General features: G+C 70.6%; 17 protein-coding genes. 12 read left to right on the top strand and 5 right to left on the bottom strand.

Annotated elements, in window-relative coordinates; all coding sequences use genetic code 11:
• Nucleotides 1-61 precede the first annotated feature (61 nt).
• Entirely contained in the window at nt 62-715 is a 654-nt protein-coding gene (locus HNR16_RS17300; protein ID WP_158041714.1) for an NAD(P)H-binding protein, read from the top strand.
• 45 nt (nt 716-760) lie between these two features.
• Here the strand turns inward: HNR16_RS17300 and HNR16_RS17295 are convergent, their stop codons facing one another.
• Both HNR16_RS17295 and HNR16_RS17290 read right to left on the bottom strand, forming a co-directional pair.
• Nucleotides 761-1,375 carry an NUDIX domain-containing protein gene (locus HNR16_RS17295; RefSeq protein ID WP_158041713.1) on the bottom strand — a complete coding sequence of 205 codons (615 nt, stop codon included), beginning with the start codon at nt 1,373-1,375 and terminating at the stop codon, nt 761-763.
• A complete protein-coding gene (locus HNR16_RS17290; RefSeq protein ID WP_158041712.1) occupies nt 1,372-2,232 on the bottom strand; it encodes an Fpg/Nei family DNA glycosylase in 861 nt (286 codons plus the stop codon). The genes HNR16_RS17295 and HNR16_RS17290 overlap by 4 nt, the downstream gene beginning before the upstream one ends.
• A 280-nt stretch (nt 2,233-2,512) precedes the next feature.
• Here HNR16_RS17290 and HNR16_RS17285 point away from each other — a divergent pair, with 280 nt between their 5' ends.
• The 3 genes from HNR16_RS17285 to HNR16_RS17275 all read left to right on the top strand — a co-directional run bounded on the left by HNR16_RS17285 (nt 2,513) and on the right by HNR16_RS17275 (nt 5,791).
• Complete coding sequence (locus HNR16_RS17285) at nt 2,513-3,010, top strand: DUF2087 domain-containing protein (protein WP_158041711.1); 498 nt, start codon at nt 2,513-2,515, stop codon at nt 3,008-3,010.
• 708 nt (nt 3,011-3,718) lie between these two features.
• The gene (locus HNR16_RS17280; protein WP_158041710.1) at nt 3,719-4,414 is read left to right on the top strand and encodes a hypothetical protein; all 696 of its coding nucleotides are present in this window, start codon (nt 3,719-3,721) and stop codon (nt 4,412-4,414) included.
• A gap of 312 nt (nt 4,415-4,726) precedes the next feature.
• Nucleotides 4,727-5,791, top strand: coding sequence for an LOG family protein (locus tag HNR16_RS17275; protein ID WP_158041709.1), 1,065 nt, complete (start codon nt 4,727-4,729; stop codon nt 5,789-5,791).
• Nucleotides 5,792-6,210: 419 nt separating this feature from the next.
• On the opposite strand, the gene HNR16_RS17270 is transcribed toward HNR16_RS17275, so the two are convergent.
• Nucleotides 6,211-6,645: a winged helix-turn-helix transcriptional regulator gene (locus HNR16_RS17270; protein ID WP_158041708.1), complete on the bottom strand. Its 435-nt coding sequence runs from the start codon at nt 6,643-6,645 to the stop codon at nt 6,211-6,213.
• Nucleotides 6,646-6,836: 191 nt separating this feature from the next.
• Between HNR16_RS17270 and HNR16_RS17265 the strand changes: the two genes are divergently transcribed.
• The 5 genes from HNR16_RS17265 to HNR16_RS17245 all read left to right on the top strand — a co-directional run bounded on the left by HNR16_RS17265 (nt 6,837) and on the right by HNR16_RS17245 (nt 13,927).
• Nucleotides 6,837-7,199: a DoxX family protein gene (locus HNR16_RS17265; protein WP_158041707.1), complete on the top strand. Its 363-nt coding sequence runs from the start codon at nt 6,837-6,839 to the stop codon at nt 7,197-7,199.
• 49 nt (nt 7,200-7,248) lie between these two features.
• Nucleotides 7,249-7,923 (top strand): SDR family NAD(P)-dependent oxidoreductase, encoded by a 675-nt coding sequence (locus HNR16_RS17260; protein ID WP_158041706.1) that lies wholly within the window; start codon nt 7,249-7,251, stop codon nt 7,921-7,923.
• 535 nt (nt 7,924-8,458) lie between these two features.
• Nucleotides 8,459-9,778, top strand: coding sequence for an ISL3 family transposase (locus HNR16_RS17255; protein WP_420850437.1), 1,320 nt, complete (start codon nt 8,459-8,461; stop codon nt 9,776-9,778).
• 217 nt (nt 9,779-9,995) lie between these two features.
• Nucleotides 9,996-11,348, top strand: a complete 1,353-nt coding sequence (locus HNR16_RS17250; protein ID WP_179558104.1) for an ISL3 family transposase — start codon at nt 9,996-9,998, stop codon at nt 11,346-11,348.
• A 767-nt stretch (nt 11,349-12,115) separates the two neighbouring features.
• Nucleotides 12,116-13,927, top strand: a complete 1,812-nt coding sequence (locus tag HNR16_RS17245) for an HNH endonuclease signature motif containing protein (protein ID WP_158042125.1) — start codon at nt 12,116-12,118, stop codon at nt 13,925-13,927.
• Nucleotides 13,928-14,492: 565 nt separating this feature from the next.
• Here HNR16_RS17245 and HNR16_RS17240 read toward each other — a convergent pair.
• Nucleotides 14,493-15,713, bottom strand: coding sequence for a beta-ketoacyl-[acyl-carrier-protein] synthase family protein (locus tag HNR16_RS17240; RefSeq protein ID WP_158042124.1), 1,221 nt, complete (start codon nt 15,711-15,713; stop codon nt 14,493-14,495).
• Nucleotides 15,714-15,777: 64 nt separating this feature from the next.
• On the opposite strand from HNR16_RS17240, the gene HNR16_RS17235 reads away from it, so the two are divergent.
• The 3 genes from HNR16_RS17235 (at nt 15,778) to HNR16_RS17225 (ending at nt 18,959) form a co-directional block, all read left to right on the top strand.
• Nucleotides 15,778-16,362, top strand: a complete 585-nt coding sequence (locus HNR16_RS17235) for a TetR/AcrR family transcriptional regulator (protein WP_158042123.1) — start codon at nt 15,778-15,780, stop codon at nt 16,360-16,362.
• 207 nt (nt 16,363-16,569) lie between these two features.
• On the top strand, nt 16,570-17,391 hold the full coding sequence (locus tag HNR16_RS17230; RefSeq protein ID WP_225738005.1) for a PadR family transcriptional regulator: 822 nt from the start codon (nt 16,570-16,572) through the stop codon (nt 17,389-17,391).
• Nucleotides 17,388-18,959 carry a DHA2 family efflux MFS transporter permease subunit gene (locus tag HNR16_RS17225; protein WP_158042122.1) on the top strand — a complete coding sequence of 524 codons (1,572 nt, stop codon included), beginning with the start codon at nt 17,388-17,390 and terminating at the stop codon, nt 18,957-18,959. Before HNR16_RS17230 ends, HNR16_RS17225 begins: the two co-directional genes overlap by 4 nt.
• Nucleotides 18,960-19,000: 41 nt before the next feature.
• Here the strand turns inward: HNR16_RS17225 and HNR16_RS17220 are convergent, their stop codons facing one another.
• The gene (locus tag HNR16_RS17220; protein ID WP_225738004.1) at nt 19,001-20,278 is read right to left on the bottom strand and encodes an APC family permease; all 1,278 of its coding nucleotides are present in this window, start codon (nt 20,276-20,278) and stop codon (nt 19,001-19,003) included.
• Nucleotides 20,279-20,282: the final 4 nt, after the last annotated feature.

Below are 20,282 nucleotides of genomic sequence, written 5' to 3'. Positions count from 1 at the left end.
GCCGTCCCGGGGCGGACGCCACGGACGGACGGATCGAATCGAGAGGTAGGACGCGCACGACATGAGCAGCATCATCGTTCTCGGGGGCCACGGCAAGGTGGCCCGCCTGTTCACCCCGCTCCTCGTCGAGGCGGGCCACCGGGTGACATCCGTCATCCGCGATCCCGCACAGCGGGACGAGATCGAGGCGCTCGGCGCGACGCCGGTCGTCGCCGACATCCAGATCCTCGACATCGACGGCTTCGCGGCGCTCTATGCCGAACAGGACGCGATCGTGTGGTCGGCGGGCGCCGGTGGCGGTGACCCGGCTCGGACGTACGCGATCGATCGCGACGCGGCCGTCCACTCGATCCAGGCCGCGCAGAACGTGGGGCCCAGCCGCTACCTCATGGTGTCGTGGTCGGGTTCGCGCATCGCGCACGGCGTTCCGCAGTCGAGCGACTTCTTCGCCTACGCGCAGTCGAAGGCGATCGCCGACGCGGTGCTGCGCGACAGCGGCCTCGATGCGACGATCATCGCGCCGAGCACCCTCACGGACGAGCCCGGCACGGGCCTCGTCGAGCCCGCGGGTGCGCGCGGCAGCGTGCCCCGTGCCGACGTCGCGGCGGTCGTCGCGGCCGCCGTGGACGACCCGAGGACGATCGGACGCACGCTGCGCTTCGACGCGGGCGACCTCCCGATCGCGTCGTATCTCGCGCGCGCCGAATCGGGCTGAGTCGGACCGAGTGGGACCGAGTCGGACCGAGTCGGACCGAATCGCTCAGGGCCCCGCCGGTGTGAGACCGGCGGGGCCCTGATCCGCGAACCGCCCCGTGGCGATCGTCGCGAACATGAGGGCGGCGATCGTCTCGGCGTCGGTGATCCGCCCCGTCGCGAGGAGTTGCTGCACCTCGCGCCACGGCACGCGTCGGACGTCGGCGATGCCCTCTTCCGCCCGGCTCGCCGTGCCGTCGTCGGGTGCGGCGCGCAATCCCCGGGCGAGGAACACGTGCTCCGGGGCGTTGCTGATGCCGTTGAGCGACGTCATGTCGCCGATGTGGTCCCACGAGTCGGCGACGAGCCCCGTCTCCTCCGCGAGCTCGCGCTTCGCGGCGACGAGCGGCTCTTCGCCGTCCGTGCTGCCTGCGGGCACCTCGGTCGACCAGCTCGCCGTCGTGAAGCGGTAGAGGTCGATCAGCACGACCCGCTCGTACTCGTCGATCGCGACGACGAACACCGACGGGTGCCTGACCTCGACGACGCCGTAGATGCCGGTTCCGCCGTCGGGGCGCACGACGGCGTCCTCGCGCACGCGGATCCAGGGGTTCGCGTAGATCTCCCGCGTCGAGGTCGTGGTCCAGCCGTTCGTCCGCACGGGGCGCTCCTCGTCGGTCATTTCACGAGCCGGGATCGCACGCGATCGGCGAGGACGCGGCCACCCGTCTGACAGGTCGGACAGTATTCGAAGGTCGAGTCGACGAACTCGACGTGGCGGATCGTGTCGCCGCACACGGGGCACGGGCTCCCGGCGCGGCCGTGCACGCGGAGCGCCTCGCGCTTCTCGGACTTGAGCTCGCTCGCGGGCCTCCCCGAGGCGCGTTCCACGGCCTCGGCGAGCGTCGTGCGCACGGCCGCGTAGAGCCGTTCACGATCGGCCGCCGGCATGTCGGCCGGCTTGTACGGCGACATGCGTGCGGCGTGGAGGATCTCGTCGGAGTAGGCGTTCCCGATGCCCGCGATGCGGCGCTGATCGCGCAGCACGCCCTTGATGCGTGCACGGCCGGCCGCGTCGAGGATGCGGTCGAACGCCTCGGCGGTGAACGCGTCGCTCATGGGGTCGAGGCCGAGGGTGCGGACGGCGTCGATCTCGTCGGGATCGTGCACGAGGTGGATCGCGAGGCGCTTCGCCGTGCCCGCCTCGGTGAGGTCGAAGCCGGAGCCGTCGTCGAGCACGAGCCGCGCGGCGAGCGGCCCTCGCCCGGGTTTCGTGGGCTTCGGTGCCGCGCTGCGCCACCGCAACCACCCGGCTCGCGCGAGGTGCACGAGGAGGTGGAGCCCGTCGTCGGTCGCGAGGTCGAGCCACTTGCCATGCCGCGTGACATCGGTGATGGTGCGGCCCGCGAGGGCGGTGACGGGCGGGTCGAAGGTCTTGAGCGCCGAGACGACGAGCACGTCGACGCGCGCGATCGTGCGCCCGACGAGCCGCTCGCGCAGATCGGCCACGAGCGCGGCGACCTCGGGCAGTTCGGGCATGAAGCGATTCTGCACCCACCCACCGACAGGCACGTGTGCACGTCCGCTCCGTCCCGCGCTCCGTTCACCGGCGCGGTCCCTGGTTCACGAGGAGCGCGTCGTTCGCGAGGAGCTCATGGTTCGCGAGGCGCCCCTCGTTCGCGAGGAGTCCGTGGTTGGCGAGCGACCACGTGGTTCGTGAGCTGCCCCATGGCCCGGATGTCCATGGTCCGGATGGGAGGATCGATCGCCGACGCGACCCGACGCACCGAGCATCGGCGGGCGGAGGTGAGGAGCCGACATGACCGACCACGCCACGGGACTCCGTGAGTTGCGCGCGCTCCTGGCGATGCTGCGCGACCCACGCCTCAGGGCCTCGATCGCACTCGTACTCGCGGGCCCGGTCGACGCCCGTGAACTGCCCGGGCTGCGTGCGCTCGAGGGGATCGGGTTCGTGGCGACCGACGGCGACACGGCCCGATTGCGCGAGTCGTTCGTCACCGAGCTGCTCCCGGTGCTCGCGGCCGCGACCGGGCCCCTCGCGGTGCTCGACGGTGAGCGCATCGCGATCGGTTCGCTGCCGCGCGCCGAGGTCGATGCGACCGTGCGCGCCGTCGTCGATCGATGCGTCGATCCCCGGGACCGACTCAGCGAACCGATCCTCAACGCGCGGCTCGGCATGTTCGTCACCGATGTCGCGTTCGTGCGACGGCACGCCGCCGACCTCGGCGTCCTCGAGCGAACGTCGGACGGATCGAGCTACCGTCGCGTCGATCCCGAGCGCACGACGCTCGCCTGATCTCACGCCCTCGTGGTGGACACACATCGCGGGGTGGTTCGTCCCGTGGAGGCTCTCGATATCGGGCGCCGTCCGATCCCGCTCGCCGTCATCCCGGCGCGCTCCGAGAGCCGACCCCGCGGTCCGGACGAAGCTCCCATGGGGACGGGTACCCCTCCCCGTCCCCGTCCGAGCGTTCGGCTGGTTCTCGGCGCGCGGACACGAGCGGACACGGACGACTCCACCGCCTTCGACGCGTCTCCTCGCCGATAAGAAAGCGCTGCTCGTAGGCACATTCGGGCCCAGGATGACCGGGCCGGCAGCACCGTCCTCGGCTCGAACACCCGCCCGATCGGGCACCGCCCGGACGTCCCGGCAGGCGGTCCCGGCACCTGAGGACAACCTTCCACGCGTGTACCCCAGCCAATACGCTGATGGAACCGACGTACCGGGGGGACGTCGGTTCCGCGAGGGGGCGCGCAGCTTCACGCGGTCGACACCGGTGTGCTCGCACACCGGTCCATCCGACCCGCTGCGCGCCCCCTCGCACCTCACACGGCGGAGTCGTTGACCCCGGGCACGATCGTTCGCCCGGCATCGGCCTCGTTCGGCCTGAACGCGCGTTGTCCGCCCCGGGCACGATCGTGCGCCCCGACACCGGGGCGTTCGTCGAGGATCGCGAGCGTTCGCCACGAGCACAGACGAACCGCTCCGTGGGACCCTGGAGGCATGCACCACGACGATCGTGACGAACACGACCGACCCCGGTCCGCAGACGAACGCGCGCATGATCCGCTCGGCGGCTACCTCTCCTCCGCCCGCTCGGAGCACGACGGCGCAGCGACGTGGACGGCGTTCGACGGTCACCGCGAGTCGGCTGCTGGGACGCCCGATAACGGGAGCGGCACGGTAGGCGGTGACGCGGTCGACGCGACCGGCTCGGCGCAGCCGGGTCTCGTTCGGGCCGACGTGTGGACGGAGAGGCACGGCTCGACACCTCGGATCCGGATCGCGTGGGACCCCGCCGCCCCGCTGCAGCGCCTCGTCGACGATCTGCGTGCGTCCATCGACCTCGCCGCGACCGTCGGGCACGATCGGCTCGTCCGTCGGGGCGAACGCGTGTGCGTGCAGCCGTCCGCATCGCGCGCCGGCGGACAGCGCGGGGCGTCACCGGCGGACGCTGCGACCGCGACTGCCGCCGCACCGCGAGCCACCCGCTCGGCGGCCCGAACGGTCACGACCGGGAAGGCGAGGCTGGAGGCCACGAGGTCGGCGGGCCGCCCGGCACGGGCGGCGGCGTCCGAGCCCTCGAAGCCGAACGTCACGAGGGACCGCCCACAGAACGCGCGCAACCTCTTCCTCGTCGTCGCGACGCTCGCGGGCCTGTACATGGTCGTCTCGGGGCTGATCGAGGCGTTCAGCTGACGGGACCAGGGCGTCCGCCCGTCCGAGGGGAACGAGGAGTCGGGCGGCGGAGCCGCGCGGCCCGGCGGCGGGAGCCTGGCGTCGGAACCGCGCGGCCCCACGTTGGGGGCCTGGCGCACCGCGACGGGACCCGGGCACACCGCGACGGGGACCTGGCACACCGCGGCGGGCCCCGAGCACACCGCGACGGGATGCGGGCACACCGGGACGGGAACCGATACTCCGCGGCGAGAACCCGGCGCCCGGTCGACGAGTGGGTGGCCGCCGTCGGCTCCTGAGGGATCGTTCGCCCGGGCATGGCACGCTGTCGGCATGACCGAGCAGTCCATCCCGAGCGAGTCGCACGACGCCGACGTCTCGCCGGAGATCATCACCGACCTTCGCCGCCTCGTGGACGACGCGGGTATCACGACCGACCGACGGCTCATCGAACGCATCCTCGCCACCGGCCTGGGTCTCGGGCTCGACGGCACCGGACGCCTCGACCTCAAGATCGCGTCGACCGCGCTCGAGGAGATGCGCTCCGCGTTCCGGCTGTTCGCCCGCTATCGCGGACTCCCGAAGGTGACGGTGTTCGGCTCGGCGCGCACGAAGGAGGACGACGAGCTGTACCGCATCACGAGCAATGTGTCGGCGGCTCTCGCGCGCAACGGCTGGCTCGTCGTGACGGGCGCCGGGCCCGGCATCATGCGCGCCGCCGCCGAGGGCGCCGGGCCGGAACACTCGATCGGCATCTCGATCCGGCTGCCGTTCGAGCAACCCAACGCGGTGCTCGACCACGACGTGAACCTCGTGACGATGAAGTACTTCTTCACCCGCAAGCTCATGCTCGTGAAGGAGTCGCACGGGTTCGTCTGCGTGCCCGGCGGGTTCGGCACGCTCGACGAGCTGTTCGAACTCCTGACGCTGCAGCAGACGGGCAAGTCGGTCCCCGTGCCGATCGTGCTGCTCGACCGACCGGGCGGCACGTTCTGGGCGGGCCTGAAGCGGTTCGCGGACGAGCAGCTCGTCCCGTCGGGCGTCATCTCGCCCGGTGACCTCGATCGGGTGCTCATCACGGACTCGGAGGATGCCGCGGCTGCCGAGATCACGGGCTTCTGGCGCAACTACGACTCGCTGCGCTGGGTCGGCGACCGCCTCGTGCTGCGGCTGAAGAACACCCCGAGCGACGAGGAGATCGCGGGGCTCAACGAACGCTTCGCCGACCTCGCCGGCTCTCACGGCATCCGGCGGACGGAGCCGCTGCGCGCCGAGGTGCACGACGGCGACGAGCTCGAGCTGCCGCGCCTCGTCCTCCACCTCGACGCACACCACGTGGGCCGCCTGCACGAGCTGATCCGCGCGATCAACGAACTGCCGAGCGCACCGGCGCGGTAGCACACGCGGCCGCGACCGCGACCGCGGCCGCGACCGCGACCGCGGCCGCGGGGGGCAGGTCCCGTCACGACGCCCCGCAGCACGAAAAAGCCGGGTTGTTGCTACCGGGCCCGGGGCCCGGTAGCAACAACCCGGCTTTTTGCGCACGGCCCCGCGCCGGGCTGGTCGGGACAAGACACAACTAGACGAGACACGACTAGACGAGACACAACTAGACGGGACACGACATGCTGCTCACAGGACGCCGTCGGGTTCTTCGACAGACCTCGTGCCACGAGAGGGCTCGTCCCTTCGGCCAGCTTCCTCAGGCGTTGACTCTCAGTCGTTGACGTCGTCGGTTCGGCGCGTCGCCTCGTTCTCGTGCTGGGCCGGCACGGTCCGCGGCCGCCACGCACCGGCCCCCGGACCGCGACGACGGCTCAGCGATCGCCGTCGAGCGCCCGACGCTCCGCGTCGAACGCTTCACGCGCCGCGGTGATCGCCGATTGATGTCGTACCGCCCACAGCGCCAGTCCGAGAGCGGGCTCGATCAGGGTTCGGCCCAACTCGGTGAGCGCGTACTCGACTCGTGGTGGCACCTCAGCATGGACGGTTCGTGAGACGAGGCCGTCACGCTCGAGACTGCGCAGTTTCAGCGTCAGCATCCGCTGCGAAATGCCTGGTACGCGACGAAGCAACTCGCTGAACCTCAGCTCGCCCGAGCGAAGCATGCCGATGATCAAAAGGGACCACTTGTCCCCCACCCGATCCAGCAGCTCGCGCACGGCGCGACCGGTGTCGGTTTCCAGACAGTCCGCTTCCTGGCCCTCCAGTGACGCGAAGACCGTCGCGTCGACGTCGACCGTCTCGGACATCGTCCCTCCCAGTGTCTGTCCCGGGCGCATGGTGTCCCGGGCGCATGGTGCCCCGGGCGCATGGTGACCCGGGCACATCGATGTGCCTTTTGTACGGCCGATCGAAGTCACACATGATGTTGCCTGTTACAAACAGTAACCGACTCGTCGGGGCCCCGCTCGTCGCCGGCTCCCTGTTCGAAAGAAGCACCGTGATCATCGCTCTCTGGATCGTCAATGCGATCCTCGCCCTCATCTTCCTCGCCGCCGGGGTCATGAAACTCGCCCGTTCACGGGAGGCGCTCGCATCCTCCGGCTTGGCCTGGACCGCGGACGCCTCCCCGGGCACCGTCAAGGCCGTCGGTGCCGTCGAGGTCGCGGGCGCGGTGGGGCTCATCGCGCCGCTGGCAACCGGCATCGCCCCCATCCTCACGCCGCTCGCCGCGATCGGGCTCGCCCTCACCATGATCGGCGCGATCGTCCTGCACGTGCGACGCCACGAACGCTTCACGGTGCCCGTCGTTCTGCTCGTCATCGCCGCCGCGTCCGCCGCGCTCGGCTTCGCGGTGCGCTGACGTCGTCCGCCGCACACGCATCCATCGAACCGCCGGAGGAGATACCACCATGCCCACCATCGCCATCATCGGAGCAGGTCCTGGCCTCGGGCTCGCTCTCGCCCGCAGATTCGGCCGCGCCGGCCACAGCGCCGCGCTGATCTCTCGAAACGAGGATCGCCTCGACGCCCTGGTCGCGCAGCTCGCCGCGGAGGACATCGACGCCGCAGGCTTCGTCGCCGACGCGGGTGACCCCTACGCCGTCTCGGCAGCACTCGACGACGTCCGGGAGCGCTTCGGGTTCATCGACGTCCTCGAGTTCTCACCCCACATCGGTACGGCCCGATCCATGACGTATCCACTCGATGTCACGGTGGAGAATCTCCGCCCGATCGTCGAGACCATGCTGTTCGGAGCCGTGACCGCCGTCCAGGCCGTGCTGCCGGCTATGCGGGAGCGGGGAACAGGTACCGTGCTGCTCACCGCGGGCACCGGGTCGATCGATCCCGTCCCGATGTTCGGAGCGCTCAACACGGCCCAGGCCGCGACGCGCAATTGGGCAATGAACCTCAACAGGCAACTCGCCGAAACCGATGTCTATGTCGCGCACGTCGCGATCGGTGTCGGAATCGGCGACGCGCCTCCCGCACCGGGCTACCCGTTCAAGACGCCGGCGCAGCTCGCCGAACTCTATTGGGACCTGCACGTCCCCCGCCAGGCACCGGAACTCGTCGTCGGAGGGTGACCGCGAACCTCGTCCGGTCGACATGGATTCGCTCCGTCAGGTGATCGACGCGAACAGCTCGAATCGACACGTGAGGGGACACGGGCCGGCCGGTCGAGTCCGCCGGGAAACGACGGCGCTGCGTTCGGGAGTGGGTTCCGCGGCGCGTCCGTGCCACGATCCCGCACGAGTTGCGGGCACGAGGAGCAGGCGATCGCTTCGCGCCCCGGTCGCGTCATTCACTGCGCGTCAGGACCACGTCGGTCACTGCGAGCCGGTGGCACATCAGTCGCCGGGCGCCCGGGACACATCAACAGAACCCACGTACACATGTTCCTCAGACCCGAATCTGAATTGGTATTCAATAGTTTCGTCTTGCCCCGATCCCGGAGGGATGGATTCCCTCTATGATGGTGAGTCCTCAGAGGAGAGCGGAGATATCGGGCTCTTCGGACATTCGGTGGGGGTGAGGCTCGCCGGGTGATGGTCGGCGGGTAGGGGTCGAGGTCCCCGAGGATCAGTAGCGCCAACTGCTGCTCCAACCGAGGACCTCGACGTGTCTCACGATAGTTCGGGGTGCGCTGACGCGTGCTCCGCCGCCTGCCCGTGTTCCCGCTGCGACTTGCTGCTCGGCCTCGATGGGGTCCATGTCGAGGACGTTGACCGCCGTGACGGGCTGCTGATCGTGACCGTCTCGAGCCCGGCGGCACCGACCGGCTGCCCGTCGTGCGGGGTCGTCGCGACCGGCCGCGGACGTCGCCGACGGGTGCTTCATGATGTGCCCGGCGTGACGCGGGTGCGGATCGTGTGGCGGCAGCGGGTCTGGCGGTGCGACGAGGTGGGATGCGTGCGACGGACGTTCGTGGAGCAGCTCCCGGGTCTGGTGGCCCGGCGCGGGTCGATCACCACGCGCGCCGTCGGCTGGGCGATCGGGCAGCTGCGCCGCGAGCACGCCACCGTGCACGGTATCGCCCGTCAGCTCGGAACGTCGTGGAAGACGGTGTGGCGGGCCGTCGAGCCCGAGCTGGTCAAACTGGCTGAGGACGAGTCCCGGTTCGAGAACGTCACCACCCTCGGCGTCGATGAGCACATCTGGCATCACGTCGACCCCCGAAAGCGCGGCCCGAAGGAACTGACCGGGATGGTCGATCTCAGCCGCGACAGCACCGGAAAGACGCGGGCCAGGCTGCTCGACCTCGTGCCCGGCCGCTCCGGGAAGGCCTACGCGTCCTGGCTCGCAGACCGCGGCGAAGCGTTCCGGAAGAACGTGCAGGTCGCAGCTCTTGACCCGTTCGCCGGCTACAAGACCGCGATCGACGACAAGCTCGAAGACGCCACGGCCGTGCTGGACGCGTTCCACGTCGTCAAGCTCGGCACCGCCGCTGTGGACGAGGTCCGCCGCCGCGTCCAGCAAGACACCCTCGGGCATCGCGGTCGGACCGGCGACCCGCTCTACGGGATCCAGACCATCCTCCGCGCCGGCGCCGAGAACCTCACCGAGAAGCAGCGGACCAGGCTCGCGGCAGCGATCGAGGCCGACCCCGCGCACGACGAGGTGTTCGTCGCATGGCAGTGCGCCCAGCAACTGCGTTCCGCCTACCACCAGAAGGACCTCGTCGAGGGGCGGCGGATCGCCGAGAAGGTCGTCGACACATTCCACACCTGCCCGATCCCCGAGATCGCCCGCCTCGGCCGCACCCTCCGCCGTTGGCAGGCAGCGTTCCTGGCCTACTTCACGACCGGACGATCATCGAACGGCGGCACTGAGGCCGTGAACGGGATCATCGAGCTCCACCGCCGCCTCGCCCGCGGCTTCCGCAACCGCGACAACTACCGACTCCGCATGCTCCTCGCCGCCGGCGGACTCACCCCATGACCCCCACCAGATGTCCGAAGAGCCAGATATCGGAAGCGACGATGGAGGATATTCCCCTGTTCCACCGCCGCCGATTCCCGCGGACGAAGCAGCTTTGGCGGCTCTGCGCATTCTGGGTGGGGTGAGGCGCTCGGGCGTGGCGTGACGGGGTGAGGTGGGTCGAGGCCCGGAGGATCGGTAGCGACCAAGCAACCTGTTCGTCCGGAGACCTCGACCCGTGCCTGATGCTACGCGCTGCGCCGCCGCGCGCCCATGTTCTGCTGTCTACTGTGATCGCTGCGACCTGCTCGTCGGACTCGACGGGCTCCGGGTGGCCGGGGTCGAGCGTCGCGGCGATGGCGTGCTCGTGATCGATGCCGAGTCGCCGCCGGGTCCGGTCGGCTGCCCTGAGTGCGGAGTGGTCGCGGAGTCGGCGGGACGGAAGGTGCTCGTTCTGACGGACGCCCCGATGGGCGGGACTCCGGTTCGGGTCCGGTGGCGCAAGCGCCGCTGGCGGTGTCGCCAGGACGGGTGCGGGGTGCGCTCATTCACGGAGCAGAACCCGGCCGTCGCGGCGGCCAACAAAGCGCTGACGGCTCGCGCGGTGGCGTGGGCGGTGGCGCAGATGCGCCGCGAGAACGCGTCAGTGCGCGGTGTCGCTCGGCAGCTGCGCGTCGCGTGGCGCACGGTCTGGACGCACGTGGAGGCCGAGTTGCAGCGCCGCGAGCAGGACCCTGGCCGGTTCGATGGCGTCGAGGTGCTCGGCGTGGACGAGCACCTGTGGCATCACGTGTCCACGAAGCCCGTCGCCGACGGCGGGCGCGGTCCGAAGGAGCTGACCGGGATGGTCGACCTGACCCGAGACGCCACGGGACGCGTGCGGGCGCGACTGCTGGACCTGGTGCCAGGTCGATCCTCGAAGGCGTACGCAGACTGGATCAAGGAGCGGGACGAACAGTTCCGTGCCGGGGTGAAGATCGCAGCTCTTGACCCGTTCGCCGGCTACAAGAAGGCCCTCGACGACGAACTCGACGACGCGACCGCGGTGCTGGACGCGTTCCACGTCGTCAAGCTCGGCACCGCCGCGGTTGATGACGTCCGTCGCCGCGTCCAGCAAGACACCCTCGGCCATCGCGGCTGCAAGGGAGATCCGCTCTACGGGATCCGCAACATCCTCCGCGCCGGACGGGAGCGCCTCACCGACAGGCAGCGGTCCCGGCTCGACGCGGCGTTCGCGACGAGGGAGGAGCACGTTGAAGTTGAAGTCGCCTGGCACGCCGCCCAGCAGCTCCGCGACGCCTACCGGCACCCCAACCTGGTCGAAGGGCACAAGATCGCCGAGAAGGTTCTCGAATCGTTCCCGTCCTGCCCGATCCCCGAAATCGCCCGCCTCGGCCGCACCCTCACCCAGTGGCGAGCCGCGTTCCTGGCCTACTGGGCGACAGGACGCTCATCCAACGGCGGCACCGAGGCCGTGAATGGGCTCATCGAACTCGCCCGCCGGATCGCCCGCGGCTTCACCAACTACGACAACTACCGGCTCCGCATGCTCCTGATCGCCGGCGGACTTGACCCCCTCACCCCCACCTAGAATGCGCAGAGCCGGTAAAGGGCCGCAGCGTTCCCTGGCTCGCCTGCCTCGCCTGCCGACGACGCCACGCGCGCAGCGTCGCTTCAGCCGCTGACCCAGCATCGATCCATGTCGGATCGAAGAGCCGGGACGGAGTGTCCGAGGGTGGTAATGACGGAGTGTCCGAGGGTGGTAATGGAGTGTGGGCATGAACGATCACGAGCCCGACGGCACTGCTGTCGCCCCGGCTCCGGACGCGGCCTCGCGTCCGTCGGCCGGCGGTGACGTGAGCCTTCGTGCAGTTCGTGGTCGAGCGCGCAACCATTCGAGGGTTTTCCCGAACCCCGTTCCCGCTCTCGTCGCGGTGTCCGGTCCGTGGCCGGATCGGATTGTCCGTGGGTGGTGATGGGGTGTGGATATGAACGATCACGAGCCCGACGGCAGCGCCGCCGCCCCTGCCTCGGACGCCAGCGCGTGTCCCGCGGCCGGCGGTCACGTGCGCCGTTTCGCGATCTCGGGGTCGTGCCTGCCGCACCCCGGAGGTTCATCCACCCGACTTCGCCGGCCGATCGCAATGTCCGTGGGTGGTGATGGGGTGTGGGTATGAACGATCACGAGCCCGACGGCAGCGCCGCCGCCCCTGCCTCGGACACCTGCGCGTGTCCCGCGGCTGGCGGTCACGTGCGCCGTTTCGCGATCTCGGGGTCGTGCCTGCCGCACCCCGGAGGTTCATCCACCCGACTTCGCCGGCCGATCGCAATGTCCGTGGGTGGTGATGGGGTGTGGGTATGAACGATCACGAGCACGACGGCACCGCTGCCGCACCGGCCCCGGACGCGGCCTCGCGTCCGGCGGTCGGTGGTGACGCGCGCCCGTCGGCTGGTGGTGACGCGCGCTCTCGGCCGCGTGGTCAGGCGCGTCTCGCGCCGCACGTTGCGTTCATGATGCGCCTGCAGCACCTCGACGGCATCGGTGCCCACGACGAAGCCTTCGACCTGGCGCTGGACGCGATCCGTGCCGAGGACAAGCTCATCGCGAAGGCCGAAGCCCGCCGTGCAGAGCTGCTCGCGTTCATCCACGAAGCGACCCTCGCCAGTGCTCGGGAGGAGTTTCCCGGGAGTGATGATGCGGTGGTGACGGCGATGCGTGAACGCACCGCCCAGCTCGCGCTCGCGACCGCGCGGTCCGAGCCGGTCGTGTCGCGGGAGCTCGGCGAGAGCCTCATGCTTCGCGACGCGTTCCCCGCCACGGAAGGAATGCTCCGGGACGGGCACCTCTCGCTCGCGCACGTGCGCGTGATCCTCGCGGAAGGACGACGCCTCCCCGACGACGACGCCCGCAAAGCGTACGAACGTGCCGTGGTCGACGGGGCCTCGCGGGAGACGCCCGCCAGGTTGCGGGCTCGCGCGCGGCGCGCCGCGCAGACGCTCATGCGGGAGAGCCTCGACGAGCGCCACAAGATCGCGCGCGAACAGCGCGGGGTGCGGGTCGTGCACGAGGACGACGGCATGAGCCGACTCGAAGCACACGTCCCCACCCTCCTCGGCGCGGCAATGCTCGACCGCCTCACCGAACAGGCCAAAGCCCTCACCGGGCCGGACGAACCTCGCACGCACGATCAGATCCGCGCGGACCTGCTGTGCGAACTCGTCCTCACCAGCGACCCCGCGGACGGGTGCGGGTCACCGCACGGCGCGGCCGGCGGCATCAACGCGCGCGTCGCGATCACGGTGCCCGTCCTGTCCCTTCTCGATGGTGGTGATGATCCCGCGTTGTTGGACGGCGTGGTGCCGGTTCCGGTGGAGCAGGCGCGGGAACTCGCCTCGCGTGCACCGTCGTTCCTGCGGGTGCTGACCGATCCGATCACGGGCGTCGCTCGCGAGAGCGACACGCGCTTCCCGACGGCGGCGCAGCGCGAGTTCCTCCGCGTGCGGGACGGGCACTGCCGCTTCCCTGGCTGCACCCGCCCCGCCAGGCGGTGCGATATCGACCACACCATCGCGGTCACCGACGGCGGCACGTCCTCGCTCGGGAACATGGCGCACCTGTGCCGCCGACACCACGCCTTCAAGCACGCCACCCGCTGGCGCGTCGAACAACGCGAGCCGGGGCGGTTGGTGTGGTTCTCACCCAACGGCGACCGGTACAGCGACCGACCCGTTCCCATCGGGCCACGATTCCGCCCCTCCTGGGCATACCACCACGACGACGAGCACGAACATCCGCCAGGCGGAGGCGGCCAACCACCGGCCGGCGGCCATCCGCCAAGCGGAGGCGCCCACTCACCAAACGGCGGCGGCCACCCACCAGGCGGAGACGCCCGCCCGGCACAGCCTGCGGGGTTGGTTCGCGCGCTCGACACCTCCGAACACTCGATCGCACCCACGATTCGACCGGTCACCGAACGTCCACGCACGAGCATGGAAGCGGAGTTCGAGTTCGACCCCGAGCTCGAGACATCCACCGTGGCACGCGCGACCGCACAACGCCGAGCCGTCCCACGCAGGCAACGACCGGGGAGCGTCGGGAGCAAGGCGCACCCCGACCCCGCCGCCGGCGCCACCGCCGCCGACGCCGGGTGCGATCCGCCACCGTTCTGAATCCGGATGCCCCTGCAGAGACCGCCCGGCCGACGGCCGCTGACCCCAGACCGCTGACCGCTGACCGCTCCGACCAAGGCGCCCTTGTCTCGGCTGTCCGATCGCCGCGGCTCGGTGCGAGTCGCTCGATGTCGCCTGTCCGGTCACAGCAGTACGAGCGAGACCAGTTGGTCTCGACATCTCCATCCAAGCGACCCGGTCCTGCAAGACGAACCAGGCACTCGACCTCAACGGCCCGGCCCCAGCCTCCCCATCACTCCCACACCGACCAGGCACTCGACCTCGACAGCGCGACCTCGGTCTCCCCGTCACCGCCACATCCACCAGGCCACGCGGCATCTGCCTCCCGATCGCTACCGAGCCACCCGCGCCCCCGATCGGTGGCGGACGATCTCGCCGCCTCGGCCTCGGTGTCTCCGGCGCTGCCGCACGAAACCGGGCACACCAGTCCTCCCGGTCGACGCTTCTACTCCGCCCAGCCGCGCACCCCTGGGTTCGGGCACGGGCGCGTCTCCCCGACTACACAGCCTGGCGCGCGAGAGCTACACAGCCTGGCGCGCGCGAGCTACACCGCCTGGAGCGCGAGCGACACGTTCTGGCCGCCGAACCCGAACGAATTGCTGATGGCCGCAGGCACGGCCCCCTCGCGCGGCGCGCCCGTCACGACATCGAGCCCGATCTCGGGATCGATCTCGGTGAGGTTGCGGGTCGGCGGCACGAGTCCCGTCTCGACGCTCTTCGCCGCGATGATCGCCTCGACCGCGCCCGCGCCACCCACGAGGTGGCCGATCGCCGACTTCGGCGCGGTCACCGTCACGTGGTCGCCGATCGCGGCTCGCACGGATGCCGCCTCGCTCACATCGCCCACGGGGGTCGAGGTCGCATGTGCGTTGACGTGCACGATGTCCGTCGGCTCGAGTTCGGCCATGCGCATCGCCTTCGCCATCGCGCGCGCCTGACCTCGCCCGTCCGGCTCCGTCGCCGTGATGTGGAACGCGTCGGAGGTCACACCGAAACCGCCCAACACGACACGCGCGCGGGCACCCCTCGCGGCCGCGTGCGCCTCCGACTCGAGCACCACGAGCCCCGCGCCCTCACCGAGCACGAACCCGCGCCGCGTCACGTCGAACGGCCGCGACAGCCGATCGACCGGCAACTCGTCCGGCTTCGCGAGCGCCTGCGATTGCGCGAACGCGGCCATCGTGAGCGGCGTCACCGCCGCCTCGACGCCACCGGCGATGACGATATCCGCATCGCCCTCACGAATCAGCCGCGCGCCCATCGCGATCGCCTCGGCACCCGACGCACACGCCGACGCCGTCGTGAACGTCCCCGCACGCGCCCCGAACTCGATACTGACCTGCGCCGACGCCCCGTTCGGCATGAGCATCGGCACCGCGCGCGGCGACACCCGACGCGCCCCCGACGCCTCCAGCACGTCGTCCTGCGTCAGGAGCGTCTCGACCCCACCGATCCCCGTCCCGACCACGACCGCGAACCGGTCACCGTCGACCTCGGGTGCTCCCGCGTCATCCCACGCCTCCTGCGCCGCGAGAAGCGCGAACTGCTGACTCCGATCCACACGTCGCGCCTTGACCGCACCGAGCGTCGCCACGACATCGAACGGCACGGCGGCACCCACCCGAACCGGGAGCACATCCCACAGGCCACCCTCCGAGGGCAGTTCCGCGATTCCCGACCGCCCCTCGAGCAGCCCGCTCCACAGTGCCTCGACGCCGTTGCCGAGCGGGGTCACGGCCCCGTAACCGGTGATGACGACGCGCATGAGCTGCTCCCTCGATAGAACTTGTATGACGACCAAGTAAACTTGTATCACATACAATCACAGGATGGAATCTCGCGCCCGACACCGCCCGCATCGTGGCGCGGCAACGCGGTCGCGCATCCGCAAGGCGGCCATGGGGCTTCTTCGCGAGCACGGGCCCGGCGTCACGGTCAGTGCGATCTCCGAGGCCGCCGAGGTCTACCCCAACCAGATCACGCACCATTTCGGATCGAAGGACGCCCTCGTCATCGAGGCCTCGTTCAACCTCCTGCTCCTCGACACGGAACGCATCCAGTCGGCCGGCCGCCACATGCGCACGCCCGAGTCCTTCCGCGCTGCGATCGCCCGCACCGCGATGCACGTCCCATCGATGCCCCACGTCGTCGCAGCGCTCGCGATCGCACAGGACAACCCTCCCGCGCAACCGACGCTCCGCACGCTCATCGACCTCCTGTTCCGCCAGTCCGAGCGCTACCTCGAACGCATCATGTCCGAGCGGGGTTGGGTGAGCGAGCAGGGCGTCGCACGCGACGTACGCACCTTCTGGAGCGCGATCTTCGGCGCCGTCCTCGTCCATCGCGCCGGCGTCCCCGGCGGCCCCTCCGACATCGACCTCGCCTCGACACTCACGGTCCGCCGCGCCGACTGACTCGCAGCCACGCCGCCGCACCCCGGCCCCCGGGCCCCCGAGCCACACGGCCGCCGCACCGGCATGAGCTCCGGTCGCGCCACCACGATTCGACCCGCCACAGTCGCGACCCCTCCGTGGGAACGCCGCTCGACGCCGCGCCCGCGCCTTGCGCGTTCTCGAACCAGGCGTATAGTTTGCGCGTACTAATTTGCGGAGAGGATCAAAGTGACCGCCCGACTCACGCCCCTCGGGGTCATGCTTCTCGCACTCCTGCGCGAAGGTGACATGCACCCGTACGAGATGCGTCGACTCCTCCTCGAACGCCACGACGACCGCCTGGTGCCCACGACCACGGGTGCCGTCTACAACGCGGTCTCCCGCCTCGAAGCCGAGCACCTCGTCGTCGAACTCGGCGTCGACCGAGACGGCCGCCGCCCCGAGCGCACGACGTATCGATTGACCGAGGCCGGCACCGAGGCGGTCACCGCATGGGTCCGGCACAACCTCGACACCATCGGGCGCCCCGCGGAGTTCCGCGTCGCGCTCGCCGAGTCCCACAACCTCCCCCTCGAGGAAGTCATCGCGCTCCTCACCCGACGCCGGGCGACCCTGGCCACGCTCGCGGCCGAACAGCGCGCCGGCCTCGACAAGGCCGGGACCCGTGGCGTCCCCGCACTGTTCCTCCTCGAGATCGAACGCGACCAGCACCTGCTCGAAGCCGATCTCACGTGGCTCGACGGCCTGCTCGATCGACTCCGCGGCCACGAGATCGACTGGCTCCACGCGGTCGTCGGCAGCGGACGTGCCGTCGCCGGGCGCGCACAGCCCGACTCCGCACATCATGGTCCCGCGCCCCGACACACGGCGCACCCCGACTCGGCACCCTCCGGCTCGTCGCGACCGGACTCTTCGCACCCGGACTCCATGGATTCCGTCCCCGCGGACTCCCCCGCCGCCGACGACACCACGCACATTGACACCGCACGATCCGACGCCGCCCGCCAGGACGACGCCTCCAACACCCCACGAGAGAGCGTTCCCGAATGACCGACTCCGAATCCGTCGACGCGATCCGCCCTGCAGCGAGCACGCCGTCCGCCGCCGCCACACCGACACCACCGACACCGAGCCCCTGGCCGGGCCTCTGGGCGCTCGTCATCGGCTCCTTCATGCTGCTCGTCGACACGACGATCGTCTCGGTCGCGAACCCCGCCATCAAGGCCGCGCTCGACCCGGCGACGACCAACCTCGACAACGTCGTGTGGGTCACGAGCGCCTACCTCCTCGCCTACGCGGTGCCGCTCCTCATCACGGGCCGCCTCGGCGACCGCTTCGGACCGAAGCCGATCTACCTCATCGGCCTCGCGGTCTTCACGCTCTCGTCCCTCTGGTGCGGCCTGTCCGGCAGCCTCGGCGAACTCATCGCGGCACGTGCCGTGCAGGGCCTCGGCGCCGCGCTCATGACCCCGCAGACGATGGCCGTCATCACCCGCACCTTCCCGCCGCGCACCCGCGGCACCGCCATGGGCCTGTGGGGTGCCACCTCCGGCGTCGCGACCCTCGTCGGCCCGCTCGCGGGTGGCCTGCTCGTCGACGCGCTCGGCTGGGAGTGGATCTTCTTCGTCAACGTGCCCGTCGGCATCATCGGCTTCGTGCTCGCGATGATCTACGTTCCGAAGCTCGAGACCCACGCGCACCGCTTCGACTACCTCGGCGTCGTCCTGAGCGCCCTCGCGCTGTTCGGCATCGTGTTCGGCCTGCAGGAGGCCGAGAAGTTCTCGTGGGGCGTCATCTGGGGCCCGATCTCGGTGTGGGGGCTCATCATCGCCGGCATCGTCGTGCTCGGTCTCTTCGTGCTGCAACAGTGGAAGACGCGATCCGAGCCGCTCGTCCCGCTCGGCCTGTTCCGCGACCGCAACTTCTCGCTCGCCAACATCGGCATCGCCCTCGTCGGCTTCACCGTGACGGGCATGACGCTGCCGCTCATGTTCTTCACACAGCTCGCCCGCGGGCTCACGCCGACGCAGTCCGCCCTGCTCATGGTGCCGATGGCCGTCATCGGCGGCGTGCTCGCACCGTTCACGGGCCGCCTGCTGAATCGCGTCGACGCACGGTTCCTCGTCATCCCGGGGCTCTTCCTCGTCTCGCTCTCGCTGTTCTGGTACGCCTCGCTCATGAACACGTCCACGCCGATCTGGATGTACCTCCTGCCGTCGGCGCTCATGGGGTTCGGCAACGCGGGCATGTGGGCGCCGCTGTCGATGACCGCGACGCGCAACCTCACACCCCGCGACGCGGGCTCGGGTGCGAGCATCTATAACACCTCGCGCACCGTCGGCTCGGTCATCGGCTCGGCCTCGATCGCGGCGCTCATGCAATCACGCCTCACCGCGAACCTGCCCCAGGCCGCGGACTCGACCTCCGGCCTCGGCACAGGACAGTTGCCGCCCGTGGTCGTCGACGGTTTCGCGACCGCCATGTCGCAGACCGTGCTGCTGCCCGCGATCGCGATCCTCGTTGGCTTCGTCGTCGTGTGGTTCTTCGAGCGACCGAAGGACCTCCCGACCAGCGGACGTGCCGACCGGCACGTCCGAACGGGCGCCACGCCGGACTGACGCGTCGGGCCGACGCATCGGCCAGGCACGTCGGCCCCCTCCTACCGGCCGCGGCGACGTACGAGTACCGCCGCCCGAACGAGCAGGCCTGCGGCGAGCACACAACCGCCGAGCACGATCGCCTGCCACGGCAACGTGACCGCGAGCACCGCACAACCGACGACACCGAACACCTGCACGACACGAGGCGCGAGGCGCTCGTGCGACGGTTGCGTGAACGCCGCGAGATCGGCGACGAGGTAGTAGACGAGCACCGAGAACGACGACAGGACGATCGCGAACCCGAGATCGACGGTCCAGACGAGCAGGATCACGCCGAGCCCGGCCGCGACCTCGGCGCGGTGGGGCACCCCGGTGCGGGCGCGCACCACCGCGAGCGATCGGGGCAGGTCGCCCTCGCGCGCCATCGCGAACGCGGTCCGACCGATTCCGGCGATGAGGGCGAGGAGTGCCCCGAGGGCCGCGACGGCCGCCCCGGCACGGACGAGTGGGACGCACCACGACCAGCCACTCGCGGTCACGACATCGACCAATGGGGCGGTCGAACCGGCCAGCCGGGACGGGCCGAGCACCGCGAGCGCGACGCCACCCACGACGGCGTACACGACGAGCGCCGAGAGGAGCGATGCGATGACCGCCCGCGGAATCGTCCGCTCCGGCTCGCGCACCTCCTCCCCGAGTGTCGCGACGCGCGCATAGCCCGCGAACGCGAAGAACAGGACGCCCGCCGACCCCAGTACCGCCGATGGACCCACCGCCTCCGCGGGCGCGTCGGCCGCGCCGAACGAGAACCCGGACGCACCGAGCGCCACCGCCCCCGCGGTCACCACGAGTGCCAGGATCGCGAGCACGATGCCGAGGAGCACGCGCGTGACCGCCGCGGTGCGCGTGATGCCCGCGAGGTTCACGGCGGTGAGCAACACCACGACCGTCGTCGCGAGCGGCTTCACGAGCCATTCGGGGACGAGGTAGCTCGCGGCCGCGAGCGCCATCGCCGCGCAGCTCGCGACCTTGCCGGCGACGAATGCCCACCCGGCCACGAACCCTGGCCAGGGCCCGAGACGCTCCCGGCCGAAGACGTACGCGCCACCCGATCTCGGGTTTCGCGCGGCGAGCTGCGCGGTCGAGATCGCGTTCGCGCTCGCGACGAGGGCCGCCACGAGCAGTCCGAGGAGCAGCCAGGCGCCCGCGGCCGCAGCGGCCGGCGCGAATGCGACGAACACCCCCGCACCCAGCATCGAGCCGAGGCCGATCGCCGTCGCGTCGCGGAAGCCGAGCCGGCGACGAAGCGGCGCCGAGGGGTTCGAGGTCGATGACACGCGC

The sequence above is a fragment of the Pseudoclavibacter chungangensis genome (genome assembly GCF_013410545.1).
GTDB lineage: Bacteria > Actinomycetota > Actinomycetes > Actinomycetales > Microbacteriaceae > Pseudoclavibacter > Pseudoclavibacter chungangensis.
The sequence above is the reverse complement of the archived record's forward strand: the minus strand, read 5'-3'. Positions and strand labels throughout refer to the sequence as shown.

Excerpts from the sequence above, each read along its gene's own strand:
- HNR16_RS17280 (WP_158041710.1), top strand. The coding sequence starts at position 3,719 with ATGCACCACGACGATCGTGACGAACACGACCGACCCCGGTCCGCAGAC.
- HNR16_RS17300 (WP_158041714.1), top strand. The coding sequence starts at position 62 with ATGAGCAGCATCATCGTTCTCGGGGGCCACGGCAAGGTGGCCCGCCTG.
- HNR16_RS17225 (WP_158042122.1), top strand. The coding sequence starts at position 17,388 with ATGACCGACTCCGAATCCGTCGACGCGATCCGCCCTGCAGCGAGCACG.
- HNR16_RS17235 (WP_158042123.1), top strand. The coding sequence starts at position 15,778 with ATGGAATCTCGCGCCCGACACCGCCCGCATCGTGGCGCGGCAACGCGG.
- HNR16_RS17295 (WP_158041713.1), bottom strand. The coding sequence starts at position 1,375 with ATGACCGACGAGGAGCGCCCCGTGCGGACGAACGGCTGGACCACGACC.
- HNR16_RS17270 (WP_158041708.1), bottom strand. The coding sequence starts at position 6,645 with ATGTCCGAGACGGTCGACGTCGACGCGACGGTCTTCGCGTCACTGGAG.
- HNR16_RS17290 (WP_158041712.1), bottom strand. The coding sequence starts at position 2,232 with ATGCCCGAACTGCCCGAGGTCGCCGCGCTCGTGGCCGATCTGCGCGAG.
- HNR16_RS17275 (WP_158041709.1), top strand. The coding sequence starts at position 4,727 with ATGACCGAGCAGTCCATCCCGAGCGAGTCGCACGACGCCGACGTCTCG.
- HNR16_RS17285 (WP_158041711.1), top strand. The coding sequence starts at position 2,513 with ATGACCGACCACGCCACGGGACTCCGTGAGTTGCGCGCGCTCCTGGCG.
- HNR16_RS17260 (WP_158041706.1), top strand. The coding sequence starts at position 7,249 with ATGCCCACCATCGCCATCATCGGAGCAGGTCCTGGCCTCGGGCTCGCT.
- HNR16_RS17245 (WP_158042125.1), top strand. The coding sequence starts at position 12,116 with ATGAACGATCACGAGCACGACGGCACCGCTGCCGCACCGGCCCCGGAC.
- HNR16_RS17240 (WP_158042124.1), bottom strand. The coding sequence starts at position 15,713 with ATGCGCGTCGTCATCACCGGTTACGGGGCCGTGACCCCGCTCGGCAAC.